This window comes from Myxococcales bacterium, from assembly GCA_012517325.1.
Classification (GTDB): Bacteria; Lernaellota; Lernaellaia; order Lernaellales; family Lernaellaceae; genus JAAYVF01.
The window spans coordinates 1-16,177 of record JAAYVF010000110.1; the positions used below are offsets into that span (position 1 = coordinate 1).

Sequence of the window (16,177 nt, forward strand, 5' to 3'; positions counted from 1 at the left end):
CGGGTCGTGGGAGCGTTTCCGGACGGCCAATCGGCACTGATGCTGGCGGCGGCGCGTCTGCGCTATATCGCCGGGAAAAACTGGGGAACGAAAATGTACCTGAATATCGAACGGCTCCGCGACGCGGACCGCGAACGGGAGGGCGTGGCCTGACCGGGCTTCGCCTTCCCCCTCGGGGGAAGGCGACCGGCTGGGAACCCTCAACCGAAAGAGGATCCTAACCCAAAGTGCGAAAGATTGTTGACACTACCTGATACCCAGTCCGGTCAAGCCATGCCCCCCGTTCGCAGTCAATGTCTCGGAAGCATTCGATATTCAAGCACGCCTGGACACCATCTATTTCCGCCCGGTAGCCGGTTTTCCATTTGAAAAATCTTAACTATTTTCAGCAAGGGACGAATACTGTTAAAAACAGGCATAAAGCGCTAATAACCGAAAAATTCGAATGAAAAATCCAGGCGAAAAAAACCGAAGGCCGCCGGGTGGCGGCCTTCGGTGGCAGATCGAGGCTAACCGTTTTGCCGGCTAGGGCGTAACCGTCCTGGCCAAGCGGAAGCCGACCGCCTTGCTGCGGAAGGTCGGCGCGTAATAGTTACGCGAAGCCGAACGGCACCAGTTCGCGTAATAGAAGTAGCTGCCGCCGCGATTGACGCGGAGGTTGCCGGTGGCCGGTCCGGTGGGATCGGTCGCCGAGTCGGGGTAGGTGCCGTAGCGGTCGTATACCCATTCCCACACGTTGCCCGCCATGTCGAAGAGATCCCAGTCGTTGGCGGCTTTCAGGCCGATGTGGTGCGTGGTGGCGCCCGCGTTGTAGCAGTAATAGCCGATCAACACCAGGTTCGGGTCGGCGGTGCAATCCACCGCGGTGATGTCGCCGTTGTAGAAAGCGGTCGAAGTACCGGCGCGGGCCGCGTATTCCCACTCGGCCTCGGTCGGCAGGCGATAGCCCGGGCAGTCGTAGGGGGTGGCATAAGCCGCTTTCAGCGCACAAGTGTAATCCGGCGCGGTTCCAGTGCAGTCGAAGCACTGCTCCAAACCCTGCTGGGCGCTGAGGGCGTTGGCATACGCCTGCGCCTCGTTCCAGTTGACCATCTCGACGGGGCACAAGGTGCCGCAAGAGGAGAAGTTGCTCGGATTGTAGCCCATCAAGGTGTTGAAATCGCCCTGCGTCACCTCGTAGGTCCACATCTGGAATGTATTGGTCAGAACCACTTCGTGCAATTTTTCATCGGTCTGGCGGCCGGTTTCGCCGGTCGGGCTGCCCATGTTGAAGGTGTCGCCGGCCAGCGTGACGAAGGCGTCGGTGTTGCAGGTTTCTGAGGCCTCGACGCAAAGGCTGCTGTCCAGGTCGCAGGGATTGCCGGAGGACACGCACTCGTTCGCGTCCTCGTCGCAGGATTCGGTGCCGTTGCAGTAAAGGCCGTCATCCGTGCACGGGTCGCCCGGGTGATCGGAGCAGGACCGATCCAGGCAGGTGTCCTCGCCGTTGCAGAAGGTGCCGTCGTCGCAGGATTCACCGTCGTTGGCCGACCAATCGGTCGTGGAGAAGTCGGTGTCGCAGATTTCACAGATGTTATCCGGGTTGGTTTCGCCGTCGTCGTAGCAAACGGTGAGGATCAGGCAGCCGTCGCAAAACGGCGTGGTGTCGTTATCGTCATTGTCGTCGTTGTCGTCATTGTCGTCATTATCATCGTTATCGTCGTTGTCGTCGTTGTCGTCATTGTCATCGTTGTCGTCATCATCGTCATCGTCGTCGTCATCGTCGCCGGTATCGTCGTCGCCGGTGTCGTCATCGCCGGTGTCGTTGTCGTCGTTGTCGTCGTTATCGTCGTTGTCGTCATCGTCGCCGGTGTCGTTGTCGTCGTCGGCCGTGCCGCCGGAATCGTCGTCGTCACCGCCGCCATTGGAGCAGGCCGACAGCAAGGCGAGGAGAAAACACAAAAGGAAAAGCCAACTGATATGTTTCATCTTCATTTTCGATATCCTTCTGAATGGTGGAGAATTTCGTTGGTTGGAGACATCAACACGATGCCCACATCCGATATCGACCGTGTTTCATCTGATCATCCCGCATTTTCGTTTTGGTCACAGAAGAATTATTCGGTGAAATTTCAAAAAGGTTTAGTATCTTTATGTATCCTTGAAAAATTATTCGCCCTTCCTGCGATCCGACGATATCGATTCTTTAAACAAAAATCGGTGGTGTCCAGAAAAATAAAGCGAGGGGTTTAATTTCCCGGGAACCGACCGGCCTGCTTATCCGTACGGCGCGATTTGACAACGAGAACAAGGATGACGACCTTGAATGACAAAAGACCGGAAAGCGATAAAGAATTGGCGGAAAAGGTTTGATAAAAAAGTCGTTTCCCGTCCCACGGGTAGCCGGTGGTAAAACCGAATGATTGAAAAAAGTTCTTTCTCGCGACGGTTGATTCTGGCGTTCGTCGCGGTGTCCGTCAGCATTGTCGCGGCCGGCGCCTGGATCTATAAAATCCAGGAAGGGCTGATCAGGGATCGGGTCCGTTCCGAGCTTCAGACCATCGCACAGTTGAAGGTCGATCGAATCTCCGAATTGCGGGCCGGCCTTTTTAACGATGCCGCTTTGTTGGTCGAAAACCCCTTTCTGGTCAAAGCGGTCGAGGCATATTTCCCCCGGCAAAAGGACGAAATCGGCACACAGATCCTGACCCAATTCAGGTCTTTGCAAAAGCATCAGCATTATTTCGACATACTATTGGTGGATGCCGAGGGGAAGGTGCGCCTGAGCCTCAACGGCCGAACCGGGTCGTTGCATGCCCAAGCGATGGCAGCCTTGCAAGACGCCTATCGCGAGCGGAGTCCTCTACTGACCGATCTGCATGCCGGCCCCGGAGAGCTGCCGCCGCATCTGGATTTCATTACGCCGTTTTTCCGGCAGACTGGCGCCGGGAGCGAACCGATCGGAGCGATCATCCTGCAGACCGACGCCCGGCAAGCGCTCTATCCACAAGTGGAATTTTGGCCCACACCCAGCAAGACCGCGGAAACCCTCCTCGTGCGGCGAGACGGCGACGACGCGCTGTTTTTGAACAATCCGCGTTTCGGGATAAACGCGGCGCTGACCCTGCGAATTCCCCTGACCCGGACGGATGTGCCGGCGGTGGCCGCGGTGTTGGGGCGGGAAGGCTTCTTTCAAGGAGTCGACTATCGCGGCCGACGGGTGATGGCGGTCCTGGAGGCGGTGCCGAATTCGAACTGGCGCATGGTGGCCAAGATCGACACCGATGAAGCCCTGGCGCAGTGGTATCAGGAATCCGCCCTGATTGTCTCGCTGATTTTGCTGTTGTTGGTGATCGCCGCCATGTTGGTGGGCGTGCTTTGGCAGCGAACCAACAAGGCGCATTATCGAGCCTTGCAACGGGCGCATCAGGAATTGGAGGAACGCGTTCGCGAGCGCACGGCCGAACTGACCCAAACGAATGAACTGTTGGAAACCATGTTCTCCAGCATTCATCTGAGCGTCGTTTACCTCGACCGGGATTTCAATTTTATTCGCGTCAATAAAAAATACGCGGATTCCTGCGGTTATCCGATCGAATATTTCACCGGGAAAAATCATTTTATCCTGTATCCGCATGCGGAAAACGAGGCGATCTTCCGCCAGGCCGTCAAAACCGGCGAGCCCGTCACCTACTTCGCCAAGCCGTTCGAGTTTCCGGATCATCCCGAATGGGGCGTCACCTATTGGAACTGGACGCTCAAACCGGTCAAGGACGCCGACGGCGAGGTGACGGGATTGCTGTTTACGCTGCTGGACGTCACCGAGAGCAAGCAGGCCGAACTGGCCTTGCGGGAAAGCGAGGAACGCTACCGCAGCCTGATCGAGGCCATACCCGACGGCATCACCGTCTTGCTGGATCGCCGGTTCGTTTACATCAATCCCGCCGGCGTCCGGATTTTCGGCGCCGGTTCGGCGGAGGATTTGGTCGGCCGGTCCCCGTTGGAATTCCTGGAGCCGGACCAACAAGCGACGGCTGCAGAACGCCTCGACACGTTCGAAGAAGGGCAGGCGATTCCCAGCCGCGAGTTCGACATCAAGGGTTTGGATGGCAAATTGACCCGGGTGGAAAGCCGGGGAATCCCGATTATCTACCAGGGCCGGCGGGCATTGTTCGGGGTGTTTCAGGATATTTCCGAGCGGCAATTGTTGGAGGCGAAGCTGCGCGATGCCTCGGCCTATGCGCGCGGTTTGATCGAGGCCAATCTCGACGCACTGGTCACGATCAGCCCCGAAGGAAAGATCACCGACGTCAACCGCGCCACCGAAGTAGTCACCGGGTTTTCGCGCGACCATTTGATCGGCAGCGATTTTTCTTCCTATTTCACCGAACCCCAGAAAGCGGTCGACGGCTATCGGCAGGTGCTGACGCACGGCATCGTTCGCGATTACCCGTTGACGATCCGCCATACGTCGGGCCGGACGACCGATGTGCTTTATAACGCGATCGTTCACCGGATGGACGAGAACGAGGCGCCGGGAGTGTTCGCCGCGGCGCGCGATATCACCGAGCGGAAAAAAGCCGAGCAGGATTTGCGGACCCTGAATCGTTCGTTGGAAGTCCGCGCCGAACAGCTCCGCCGGTTGACGGCCGACCTGATCCGCGCCGAGGAAGCGGAGCGCCGGCGGCTGACCCAGATGCTCCATGACCATTTGCAACAGTTGCTGGTCGCGGCGAAATTGCGCTTGAGCGCCGTGCTGCCGACCCTCCCGGCCGACGGCGTGCGGAAAACCGTCAGCGAAGTACAAGAGCTGCTCGGACAATCGATCGACGCCTCGCGCTCGCTGACCGCCGAAATCAGCCCGCAGATTCTATACGATGCCGGGTTGCCGCCCGCCCTGGAATGGTTGCGCCGCTGGATGGAGGAAAAACACTCCCTGATCGTCGATCTGGATGTCGACCTGGCGGCGGATCCGCCGACCCAGGAAACCCGGGTCCTGCTCTTCCGCGGGGTTCGCGAATTGCTGTTCAATGTCACCAAGCATGCCGGCGTGAACCGCGCGCGGGTGACACTGCGGCGCCTCGATGACGGCGCTATCCGACTGCTCGTCGCCGACGAAGGCGGTGGATTCAACCCGGTCGAACGCCTGATTCCCGGCAGTTCGGGATTCGGGCTGTTCAGCATCCGCGAACGGATTGAATTGATGGGGGGACGGTTGGAAATCGACAGCGCGGTCGGACAGGGCACGCGCGTTTCCCTGATCATTCCTCCCGGCCGGGAAGAGCGGAGCCCACATCCGGTATTTCCGGCCGAAAGGAGAAAAGCCGTTCGGGAGCAGGCCACCGTTTTCGACGGCCGGCCGCGGATTCGCGTCTTGCTGGCGGACGATCATGTCATCGTGCGTCAGGGCTTATCGTCGCTGCTGAGCAGCCAACCGGATATGGAAATTATCGGCGAGGCCGCCAACGGCCAGATGGCGGTCAATCTGGCGCACGAATTGTTGCCGGACGTCGTGGTCATGGATATCAACATGCCGGTGATGGACGGCATCGAAGCCACGCGCGTCATCACTTCGCGGCTGCCCCAGATCAAAGTGATCGGCCTGTCGGTCCATACCAAGCAGGATATGGAAATCCGGATGCGCGAGGCGGGCGCCGTGCTGTTTTTGGATAAAAGCGGCCCGGGCGAAGACCTGGCCGACGCCATCCGTTCCTGCATGGCGAAAAACCGAAAAAATCACCACCAGCGCCAATAAAAAAGAGCCTCTCCGGAGTGGGGAGGAGAGGCTGAAGGAGTGGATGCGATGAGGAGAGACGGAATCAGTGGCGAATGACCTTTCCGATCACTTCGGCGAGGTGATCGTAGGAAAGGGGTTTTTCCAGAAAGTCGGTGACTTCCTTTTCGGGGCAATCGCAGTCGGGATCGTGGGGGCGACAACTGGTGCAGAGAATGATCGGGATATCCCGATCGATCCGGCGCAGTTCATGAAGCACTTCGTCGCCGTTCTTTCCCGGGAGCTGGCAATCCAGAATGACGGCGTGGATTGCGGATGAATGTTCGCAAAAAAGCCGCACGCCTGTTTCGCCGTCGGGCGCCATTTGAACATCGTAACCCAAGACCTCCAACAAACGCCCGGTGATGTCCCGCGCGTAAGGATCGTCATCGATGACGAGAATGGTCCGGCTGGAATTCGCAATGGTTGGTTCGCTCACGATGAGGTCCCTCTTCGACGATAAATGTCTGTCCGGATCGGTTTTCACGTCATGAATTCCGTTTGTATTGCCTGGAGGTTGATGAAAAAGCGCTGCAATACCGGGTCCGCCAGACGAAATTCCATGTTGCGAAGGATGCCGGCGGAATTGGCCTGATCGAATAATACCGCCAATCCCATGACCGACAGCCCCTTGGCTTTGCGCAAATCCAAAACGATCGGTTTGGCGGCATAGCGGAGGGATCGTTTGATCTGCTTGACGACCGCCTGGGCACAATCACGGTCCAGTTCGGCGCATACTTCCAGAACGACTCGATTGGTCTGTTCTTGATCATTCCACTCATTTCGTTCAGGCATCATTTTCCCTCCCGACTTATCAATTGAAAAAATCAATGATTGCGAGCCATGGATACCCCGGCCGCTTCGGGGTGGTGTTCAATAATTCCAAGAAAGTCAACCATTCCGATAGGTTGCATTGTTTTCCGCCTCATTTCCCAAGCCTGGTGGAGTCCGATCCGCTGAAGAACGACTTCATGTTAGGACGGAATTCCCCGGCGTTGTATCGGGAGATTCCTGATTTTGATACTCGATTTCCCTGAGTCGTGACCTGGTTCGTCTCCCGCCAGATCACGCCGCCGGTAGCGCGGGATTTCATTCCACGACCAGTGGGGCCGAGTGAAAATCGCCCATTACCACCTGAACTTGCACTCCGGGTTTCAGTGCTTTCCCGGGATTGGCAAAAAAGGCGAAATAGGTTCGGCCTTCCTTGGGGGAAAGGCTGGAATTGCGCAACGAGCCCACCTTGGCGGCCGTCGGAGTGGCGAAACGCTGGCCGGTCGCCTGATCCACGAGATAGGTTTTTGTGCCGCGCTGAGTCAGTTTCGCCGCTTTCTTGGCGTCCAGAATCTTGTAGCGCAGATCCACCATGTAACCCGCCGCCGAAAGCCGCACGGATTGGATCTGGATCCCGTATCGGCTCTGCGGGTTTTCCGGTTTGGCGCTACAGCCGGACGCCAGCCAGACGACGGTCAGAACCCCGGCGATCACCGTCAGGGTCGCGAAGATCCGGCCGAAAAGGTAAAGGATCGGGGAGCGATCCGAGCGATCGCCCCCCGAGCGGTAGTTCATTCCCATTTCCTGGCGAATCGGGTCGTGCTTTTTCATCCGAACTGACTCCCTTCTACGGATTGACCACCAGGTAACGCAGGTAACCGCCATTCGGCGTCGTCGAGTTGGTCAAGGACAGACGCCGGTCGTAAATGGGATAGCTGCCGGCCGCGGTCGGTTGAATGAAGGCATCCATGGTCTTCATTGCCGGGAGCAGCAAGCCGTATTGCTCTTTCGGGAACGGGTAGAGGTTGCCGTCTTCCGCGAGGACGGTCATGTATAACCCCTGCGTGACCGGCGCGAGGGTGCGCAACCCGGTGTTGAAGAAACGAACGAGAATCCGGGAGTTCGTCGCGCCGGCCGCCAGGTTGGCGTCGAAACCGCCGGTGGTGCGGAACGGTTCGCCGTTGATCAGGAAGTACCGTGGGTGATAGTCGATCGTACTGGTCACCGCCTTGCCGGGACCGTAATTGTTGGCGGCCACGGCATCGTGCAGGTCCGGATCGACTTCACTGAAGAATACCGTCACCTGGCTGTCGTAGGCCTGAGTGCCCTGGTAGGCGACGTTCGCCGCGGAATTCATGATCACCCCGCCGTACAGGCCCATCTGCACCTGCACCTGCTGGTGCGTGCCACTTTGGTAGAGATAGGTTCCCGGCTTGAGGGTGAAAACGTAATTCGACGCGGTGGTGTTGCCGGCGGGGGTTTCGTGCGTAAAGGAGCGCATGCGACCGTCGCCGTTGCGGACCGGCGCCATGCCGCCCACTTCGGGGATGCCCGGAATGACGATCGAGATCGGTTCCGGCAGGTTGTTGTCGAGGTGAATGACGATGTTGGGATTGCCGACCGGGACGGTGAGCAACGGTCCGGGCGAGCTCAGGGTGCCGTCCAGCGCGCCGAACGACGAGTCCTGGGCAAAACCCCACATTTGCACGACACGGCCGTCGGGCATGGTTTTATTGAATGCCTGCGCGCGAAGGTAGATCTCCGTCGCCACGGCGTTGGTGAGGGTGATTCGTTTGAACCGGCGTTTTTGGGCGCGGAAGGTGGCGGCTTCGCTCGTGGTCACCGCCGCGAAGAACAGCACCAGCGTCAGCGCTAGAACCCGCCGGACCGATTGGTGTTCGAATAGGTTGTTCATGGTTGGACTCCTTTTCCTACTGCATTTCCATGATCGGAACGTCGGGATGTTCGATGATCAACATGGTCATCATGCCGCCGGGGAAGATGTCGTTGTTGACCATTTCCTTTTCGGCGTGCGAGTGCCACATGAAGAAGTACCCGCCGTTCAGATTCCCGATGCCTTGTCCCGGGGGAAGCGGGCCGAACTGGCCGAGGAACGGCGAACCGCTCCAATCCTCGCCGAAGGCCGTTTCCTGCTGTTCCGGCAACAGCACCGGGAACGGTTTCCCATGGTCCTGCGGATCCTCGCCCGGTTCCAGCGGATCGCCGGCGTCATGGCCGTAAATGTCCCAGCCCAATCCCGCGCCCGACCAGGTGAACAACGCATCTTCCGTTTCGCCCGGGTAGATGGTCTGGGTGAAGTCCGAGACGCCCAGATCGGGACCGGCGCCCGGCGTGCTTTCCAGCAAGCGGCCGTCGATCGCAATCGCGGTCGCGTTGTTGGCATGGTGGTGGAAGGGGTGGGCATTGCGACCGGCGCCGACGAAGCGCAACAGCAGCGTTTCGCCGGGATGCATCATCGGCATGCAGTTGTACGGCTGGGCGGGCAGCCATCCCACGTAGGGATCGGACATCGTATCCGGCGCGGCCCGGCCGTTGATGAACCACAAATCGGGGAAATAGCCGGTGGTATCGACGCCCGTCGGGCCGTCGAATTCCACATCGTAGTGAATGCCGGAAGCCATTTCGGTCAGCAGGAACAGGAATTCGCGATCGAAGGCCGTGGCGGCATGATCATAAGCCCGGTCCATGCTGCCCGGATAAACGACGATCGCGCCGACCAGCCCCATTTCGACTTGCAAGTCGGCGTGGGTGCCGCTGTAGTAGGTGTAGGTGCCGGCGTGCGTGGCGGTAAAGGTGTAGGAAACGCTGCCGCCCGGCGTGGCTTCGGAGGTCAACAGGCCGGGAACGCCGCCGCTGACGGTCACGTTATCCTGGCCGGGAAAAACGAGCGAGACGTTTTCCGGCAGATCGTTGGTCAGATTGATGGTGACGGTGTCGCCCTCCATCAGCAGGAGGGTCGGCCCCGGGTATTGGACGCCGATGGCGCCGTCCAGGTCGTTGTAACCCCAGAAGAGCAGGCTTTCGCCGTCGCCGGTGGTGATGTAACCGGGCTCCGCGTTGAGGTTGAACATGCTGCCCTGAATGCCTTGCACCGCGGCTGACGACTGTCCGGCGGTCAGGGCGACGAAGGCGAACAGTAAAATCGGCAGCCAGCGATTGCGGATCATCGTCTTCATTTCAGCCCTCCTTTGGCGACAAGCTTCGCGGCCGCCGGCGCATTGATGACGATCTCGGTCATCAGACCGCCGTAATCCTCCTGATCGTTACTCAAGAAGTTGAGGTTGGTGGAATACAGAAAATAGGTGCCGGGAACGGCATTGGCGGTATCGAGAATCACATCGATCGCCTCGCCGCCGCCGATGGTGATCGAGTTGGTGGTGTAGTACAGATTGGCGCCGCCGCTGCTGCGCAGCAATTTGGCGCCGCGGCCGATCACCTGCATCGGCAGGTTGACCGTCGCCAGAGTGTAATACTCGGAAACCGATACGTTGCTGACGCGCAGGAGAATGCGCTGGCCTTTGGTGGCGACGATTTTCGAGGACATCGTCTGCGACAGGTGGCCGTCGAAGGAGTTGGGCAGCGGGCTGGTATTGATCGTGTCGGGATAGCCGCGCCCGTTCATCAACGGATACTTGTCGTCCAGCATCGCCAACGGAATCGGTTGGATGTTGATTTCCGCCTCGTGGAAGACCGGGTCGAAGCCGGTGAGTTGGATCGGCTGCTCGATGTCGTAGCCGGTCGAACCGTCGCCGTCGTTGTAGGCGAACTGCGTATAGCTGCGGCCGCCGAAGACCTTGGCCGGTCCCATGTCCTGGATGGGTTTCACGTACAAGTTGCCGATCATGCCCATCTGGATGTGTTCGGTCGCCTCGACGTGGCAGTGGTAGAAGTAGGTGCCCGGCTCCTCGAGGTTGTAGTAATAGGTGATCGAGGAGCCCATGTTGACGGCCAGTGAGGCTTCGGGCAGGCCGTCGAATACCGAGGCGGCCTGCGGGAAGCCGTGGAAGTGCACGGTGTGCGGATCGAACAGGTCGGGCCGCATCATCATGCCGATGTTAACCAGGTTGATGTACAGGTGCTGGCCTTCGCGGACCTCGATGGTGGGCGCCGGCGAACTGGCCGCCAACATACCCGCATCCATCATCATGTCGGGCGCCACGCCGCTGAGGTCGGAGAAGCCGAACATGTACATCAAGGCGCCGTCGGCCATGTTGATGAAGCCGTCGCCGCCTCCCAGGTAGTAACAGACATTGTCGTTGTCGGGATCGCCGTCGCCGTCGGTGTCGAGGCCGTCCTCGTCCAGCGGGCATTGCAGGTCGATGGCGGCCCGGGCCGGCGTCGCGCTCAGTGCGAAAAGCAGAGCGAGTACGGCGGCGAAGCCAAAACGCAGCAGGGAATTCATGGAGTGTCTCCTTTTCTTCGTCTCGAGTTTCATCACCGTACCTCCTTACGCGCCGCAGCCGCCGGCGCCGTCTTCGTCGCCGGCCGTGTCAGCGGCCGAGGAGTCGGACGCGTCCGGGGACACGTTGTCCGCGAAGGCGGCCAGCAGTTCGTCATCCGACAGCGGGCTGTCGGTCTGCTCTTCGTCGTCGTCGATCAGATCGGGCGAGTCCTCGTCGGCGTAAAGAAGTTCGTCGTCCTGGTTGTAGAGAGCGTTGAACGATTCCGCGGCGGTGCCGTCCAGCATGGCGGCCAGGGCCATCGGCGGCGTCGTCCCGGTGTAGTATTCATCGGCGCCGGCGTCGACCGAGCCGTTAGGCCGGGTCTGCCGGTCGTAATCGGTGCGGAGGACGGCCAGGGTCGCCAGCGGATTGGCTGTGCCGCGGCTGATAGCCGAGGAGCCGCTCAGGATGTGGTAGTTGCCGGTCTGGGTGATCGGCGAGAAGACGACGTAGACCAGGTTGCCCAGGCCGCCGGCCGTCGCTTTGAGCACGTTGAAATACGCGCTGGACAGGTTCGGATTGCTCGCGGTGTTGGTGGGGCTGTAGCCCGTGACGTCGGTCAACACACCGTAGGTGGGGTTGAGCCGGACCGGGGAGCCCAGACCGTAGACCGCCAGATCCCAGTAGATCGGACTGGCCGGCGCCGGTTGCAGCGCGCCCGTCCCGCCGTTCGCCGTGGCGTCCCACCAGAACGAACGGTTATGCCAGATGATGTTGTTGGCCATGATCGGCTTGGAATAAGTCTGCCGGTAAGCGTTGCCGAACGCGGCTTGCAGACCGGCGCTGTGGGCGTTCGCGCCGATGCCGGCCGCCCGCGGGACGGAATTGTTGACGCCGCCGGCGCCGGGCGGGCAGGTCTGCCCGATCGGGTTGCCGACGGTGCAGTTGCCGAAGGCGTCCACGCCGGTGCCGGAGCTGTCGTTATCGGCGATGGTGTTGTTGTAGATGGCGATCAACGCCGCGTCGTCCAGCGAGATGCCGCCGCCGACGTCCGCGCTGACGTTGTTGACGATCATGTTGTTGGCGATCAACAGCGAGTGCCACCGCAATGGGTTGTTGCGGTTGTTGGCCACGTCCTGGCCGTTGGCCATCAGGACGCGGATGCCGGCGCCGTCGTCACCGGCCATGTTTCCCTGGATCAGGTTGCTGTTGATGGTGGTGGTGCCGACGCCTGGCGTCAGGAACGGCGATTCCGGGGGCATTAATTCGCCCGTCAGCATGATGCCGGCGCCTTCGTCGGTCGATTCGTTGAAGAGAATGCGATTGCGCTGGATGATGCCGCCGGAACTAAGGCCGTGATGCACGATGCCGGCGCCGTACTGCAGCGTGTAGTTGCCGCAAATGAAGTTGTCGTTGACCCGGTAGTTGTCCGAGCCGTTGTTCAGGGCGATGCCGCCGCCGTTGTCGACGCTGCCGTTCATCGAGATGGCGTTGTTATGAATGAACAGGTTGTCGTTGAACGAGCTGAGATAGCCGCTGGAATTGGCGTTGATCAACGAGGGCGTACCGACACGGATACCGCCGCCGATCGTGCCCTGGTTGCTGACGATCACGTTGTTGCCGATTTCCAGGAAATGCGCATAGGCGTTGACGAAAATGCCGCCGCCCGTGATCGCCGCGGTGATCGTGAAGCCGTCGATGCGCGCGCTTTTGGTGCGGTTGAATTCACCGTTTTTCGTGGCGACCAGGATGCCCGAGCCGCGCTCGAGGAAGAAGGTCGGCCGCTCACCGTCGATCAGTTGGATCTTGCCACTGTCGATCAGCGACTGCACCTTGGCGTCCCACGCCGTATCCTGGCCGGGCATCAAGGGCAGGGCGTCCAGGAAGGTCGAGTAGGCGCCGTACCCTTGCAGCCGAAGCTTTTTGTACATGATTAGGTGTTCGGGGTAATGGCCCGGCGCGACCAAAATCAACGAGCCACTGGCCGCGTTGTCGATGGCCGTCTGGATAGACTGGCCGGCCGCAACGCGCACGATGGGGCTTTCGTTGATGTTGAGGGTGATCCCGACGGTCGTCCGCCGGCCGTTGCTGCGAATCACTTCCAGTTCGCCGGTGGTGGCGCTCGTCGGCACCGTGGCGGAAATCGTCTTACCGTTGGCCGCCCAGGAATTGATCGTGATCGGATTGCCGTTGAGCAATACCTGCCCCGCCGAGGGGCCGAAGCCGTAATCGCGGGTGATCGTGGTCGGCGAACCCGGTACGGACGGGTCGTAATTCGGATTGGGCACCTGCACCGAGCCGCGCGAGGTGATGGTGATCGTGCGGGCGGAGGCCGGGCTGAAGAAGCCGAGCGAGAAGGTCAGGGCCGGGCCGCCGTTCTGACTGTCCACCTTGGCGATGACCGGCGTGCCGTCGCCGAATTCGCAGTCCAGCCGCTTGTCGGAACCGGTGAACGCGGCGATCGGCAGAATCGGCGTATCGCTGATCGTCGTTTTGCCCGGGAAGTATTCCATGTTCTGACAGGTCTGCCCGTATCGCGGGTCGTACCACGGATCGATGATCAGATCGCCGGAACCGCTGGGATCCTCGATCGGCCCCGGGTTGTTCAAGCAAATCTGGGAAACGCCCGGCGAGACGCCGGTCGGGGTGGGAATGTTGGCGCTGTAGGTGGAAGGAACCAGCGTGTTGTACCGACCCCATTCATCGGTGTAAACGCGGGCGAATTCATGGCCGCTGAAGTCGCGGAAGGAAATCGGAATCCACGCCGGACCCAGTTTGTCGCCGTACTGCGGGCTGTTGAGATTGAAGTCGGTCGTGATGTCGTTGAGCATGATGCCCCACGCCCGTCCCGAAACCGGCACTTCGGTGAAGAAGAAGAAGTTGGCTGCCGCGTTGTTACCCGGGGTGACGAACACCTCTTTTTTATCGCACAACGGGCGCACCTGACCGTGGTAGTACGGCACGATCTGCTCGTCGGGGAACAGGCTCAAGGTTTCCGGGACGAGGTGCGGGGCGCCGACGCATTCGGCTGGCAGCGAAGCGACGATCGGCTGATAGGGATCGCCGAAATCGACGTTCTTGTCTTCTTCCTTGACGAGTTCGTAGCCGGCGGGCGTTACCGCCTCGACGATGTAGCGTCCCGGCGCGAGCGGCGACGTTTCCGCGCTGCCCGATTCCATGCCACCGGGGAAATAAGACCAGAAAGCGAAACCGCCGTCGAACACGCCGGGCCGCACCTGGTTCCAGGTCCGCAAGGTTTGGGCGCAATCGACGATCGGCTGACCATGAACGGTTTGCGGATCGCCGGCGCAGCCGGTGGGGAGATTGTCGTCCCAACTATCGGTCCAGACGATCTGCAAGGCGTCGCCCGGATCGAACTGGCTGTTGCCGTTGTGATCGACATCCTCGGCCCCTGGGAAATTGTCGAACGGCCAATTGTCGATATCGGCCAGGGTGACCGCGGCGTCGCCGTTGACATCGTCGATCACCTTGTTGCCGTCGGCATCTTCATAAAGGTTCACCTGGATGCGCGGAATGCCCGGCTCCCAGGTTTCCATCGTTCCCATCCGCGGGTCGTCCTCGGCGCGCGTGGTGGAATAGGCGACGATGCCGGTGATGCCGCCGTTATCGGTGCCGCTGTACGCTTTCTTGCCCCAGTTCACGATGTTCTGCTGGCCGGCATACAACAAAAACGCCTCCAGCAGCGAGGGGCCCGTTTCGGTGCGATACCCCAGGCCGCCGTTTTCGGGTTGCGGCTGCGGATGGTTCACCGCGCCGGGAGCCAGCGAGCCGCCGTCGTCGACGATGACCGTCGCGCCGGTCGCGGCGTATCGGGTGAAATCGACTTCCTGGATGGTCCAGGCAAACCAGGGAAAGACTTCCTTGATCGCATAGTCGCCGTTGGGGTTGGTCTTGGTGCTTTGATAGACGGTGGCGTCGGGGAAACGCAGGTTGATGACCTGGTCGGGAACGCCGGCCTCGCCGTTGTCGCGGAAGCCGTTTTCGTTCAAGTCATTGAAAACCGAACCCGACAGCGTGCCGAACCAGGCGTTTACCGCCACGTCGCCCAGATTGATCGAACCGCCGGTGGACGGGACGATCACGGTGCGAAAGTCGATGATTACGTCCAGGTAGGTATCGAAGGTGACCAACTGATAAGTGCCCGGCGGCACGTTGCCGATGGTGAAGGAACCATCGGCGGCGCAGGGTTGGGCGTAAACCTGTTCGTCATTGCCGCTGAGATTGTTCAGGGCGACCCAGGCGTTCGGCACCGGCAAGCCGCTGCTGACTTGCGTCGCCGGCGGACGGGAATCGCGGATGTAAACCGCGCGCCCGCTGATCGTACCGACCGGACCACCGCCGCCCGTGGGGAGGGTCATCGGATGCAGGAAGCCGATGAACACGTGCCAACTGGCGATGCCGAATTCCACGAAATAGGGCGGCTCGCCGGACCGGAGCCAGGAATCGATGCCCTTGGTGCCCTCGATGGTCGAGGTTTGGATCCAGTTTTCACCGCGCGGCGGAATGGCTTGGGCGCCGTATTTTCCCGGCGCCAGATTTTTCACGATGACATCGCCGTTGGCGTCGGTCAGCAGTATGCCGCCGCCCATTTGCGCGACGCTGCCGTCGGCGTTGTAGGTGGTTCCCAGCGGGTTGCCGAAGACGTCCTGGCTGACCATGCCGGCGTAATCGTAGACGAACACCTGAAATCCTTCGAGGGAAGCCTCGGCAGGAATATCGGGCGCGCCGTTGACCGGATCGTTGTCTTCAAAAACGTGCACCGCGAGTTGCGCGGTTTCGACCGGATGGGGATTGACCACCACGGTAACGCTGGCCTGGCCGATTTTGACCTGCTGCGCGCCCAACGTGTAACCGCTGTTGGGCAATATCGAAACCAAATAAATGCGGTCACTGGGGAGTGCGATATTGGCCGAACTGCCGGTGGAAGTTCCCGTCTTGACCACCGGCGCATAGGAACGGTTCAAATTGACCGTCTGGCTGGTCGCCGAAGGAACGCCCGGCGTTACGGGAAGACCGGCATCCTCCTCTACCAACCAGCGAAATCCGCTGACTGGCGAGCCGCTGGGGTTCACCACATTGACGGTGAACGCCCAGGCGGGAGACGAAATCAATATCCCCGCGACCGCCACCAGAGCGATCGTCGCGAGGATAAAAATCCGCGGTACCCGGTAAAAGGTTTCGTTCATCTTTTACTCCTTCGCTTGCTTTTCTGTTTATCCGATGCGACCAC

Annotated in this window: 10 protein-coding genes; 2 read left to right on the forward strand and 8 right to left on the reverse strand. The window is 60.2% G+C overall.

The window, feature by feature from the left end:
- A partial coding sequence (locus GX444_18735) for an IS256 family transposase (GenBank protein NLH50617.1) occupies positions 1 to 153 on the forward strand: 153 nt, incomplete at its 5' end.
- A gap of 372 nt (positions 154 to 525) precedes the next feature.
- Here GX444_18735 and GX444_18740 read toward each other — a convergent pair.
- Positions 526 to 1,974, reverse strand: a complete 1,449-nt coding sequence (locus GX444_18740) for a formylglycine-generating enzyme family protein (GenBank protein ID NLH50618.1) — start codon at positions 1,972 to 1,974, stop codon at positions 526 to 528.
- 424 nt (positions 1,975 to 2,398) lie between these two features.
- Between GX444_18740 and GX444_18745 the strand changes: the two genes are divergently transcribed.
- Positions 2,399 to 5,734, forward strand: coding sequence for a PAS domain S-box protein (locus tag GX444_18745; GenBank protein ID NLH50619.1), 3,336 nt, complete (start codon positions 2,399 to 2,401; stop codon positions 5,732 to 5,734).
- A gap of 64 nt (positions 5,735 to 5,798) precedes the next feature.
- On the opposite strand, the gene GX444_18750 is transcribed toward GX444_18745, so the two are convergent.
- The 7 genes from GX444_18750 to GX444_18780 form a co-directional block, all read right to left on the reverse strand.
- Positions 5,799 to 6,191, reverse strand: a complete 393-nt coding sequence (locus GX444_18750) for a response regulator (protein ID NLH50620.1) — start codon at positions 6,189 to 6,191, stop codon at positions 5,799 to 5,801.
- A 44-nt stretch (positions 6,192 to 6,235) separates the two neighbouring features.
- Entirely contained in the window at positions 6,236 to 6,547 is a 312-nt protein-coding gene (locus GX444_18755) for a hypothetical protein (GenBank protein NLH50621.1), read from the reverse strand.
- Between the two features lie 294 nt (positions 6,548 to 6,841).
- Positions 6,842 to 7,354, reverse strand: coding sequence for a hypothetical protein (locus tag GX444_18760; GenBank protein ID NLH50622.1), 513 nt, complete (start codon positions 7,352 to 7,354; stop codon positions 6,842 to 6,844).
- A gap of 16 nt (positions 7,355 to 7,370) precedes the next feature.
- Positions 7,371 to 8,438: a multicopper oxidase domain-containing protein gene (locus GX444_18765; protein ID NLH50623.1), complete on the reverse strand. Its 1,068-nt coding sequence runs from the start codon at positions 8,436 to 8,438 to the stop codon at positions 7,371 to 7,373.
- A gap of 16 nt (positions 8,439 to 8,454) precedes the next feature.
- Positions 8,455 to 9,720 (reverse strand): multicopper oxidase domain-containing protein, encoded by a 1,266-nt coding sequence (locus GX444_18770; GenBank protein ID NLH50624.1) that lies wholly within the window; start codon positions 9,718 to 9,720, stop codon positions 8,455 to 8,457.
- A complete protein-coding gene (locus GX444_18775; protein NLH50625.1) occupies positions 9,717 to 10,946 on the reverse strand; it encodes a multicopper oxidase domain-containing protein in 1,230 nt (409 codons plus the stop codon). The genes GX444_18770 and GX444_18775 overlap by 4 nt, the downstream gene beginning before the upstream one ends.
- 45 nt (positions 10,947 to 10,991) lie before the next feature.
- Complete coding sequence (locus tag GX444_18780) at positions 10,992 to 16,133, reverse strand: hypothetical protein (protein NLH50626.1); 5,142 nt, start codon at positions 16,131 to 16,133, stop codon at positions 10,992 to 10,994.
- Positions 16,134 to 16,177 lie beyond the last annotated feature (44 nt).

Coding starts and splice junctions, on each gene's coding strand:
- GX444_18760 (NLH50622.1), bottom strand. CDS start 7,354: ATGAAAAAGCACGACCCGATTCGCCAGGAAATGGGAATGAACTACCGC.
- GX444_18770 (NLH50624.1), bottom strand. CDS start 9,720: ATGAAGACGATGATCCGCAATCGCTGGCTGCCGATTTTACTGTTCGCC.
- GX444_18740 (NLH50618.1), bottom strand. CDS start 1,974: ATGAAGATGAAACATATCAGTTGGCTTTTCCTTTTGTGTTTTCTCCTC.
- GX444_18775 (NLH50625.1), bottom strand. CDS start 10,946: ATGAATTCCCTGCTGCGTTTTGGCTTCGCCGCCGTACTCGCTCTGCTT.
- GX444_18780 (NLH50626.1), bottom strand. CDS start 16,133: ATGAACGAAACCTTTTACCGGGTACCGCGGATTTTTATCCTCGCGACG.
- GX444_18765 (NLH50623.1), bottom strand. CDS start 8,438: ATGAACAACCTATTCGAACACCAATCGGTCCGGCGGGTTCTAGCGCTG.
- GX444_18745 (NLH50619.1), top strand. CDS start 2,399: ATGATTGAAAAAAGTTCTTTCTCGCGACGGTTGATTCTGGCGTTCGTC.
- GX444_18755 (NLH50621.1), bottom strand. CDS start 6,547: ATGCCTGAACGAAATGAGTGGAATGATCAAGAACAGACCAATCGAGTC.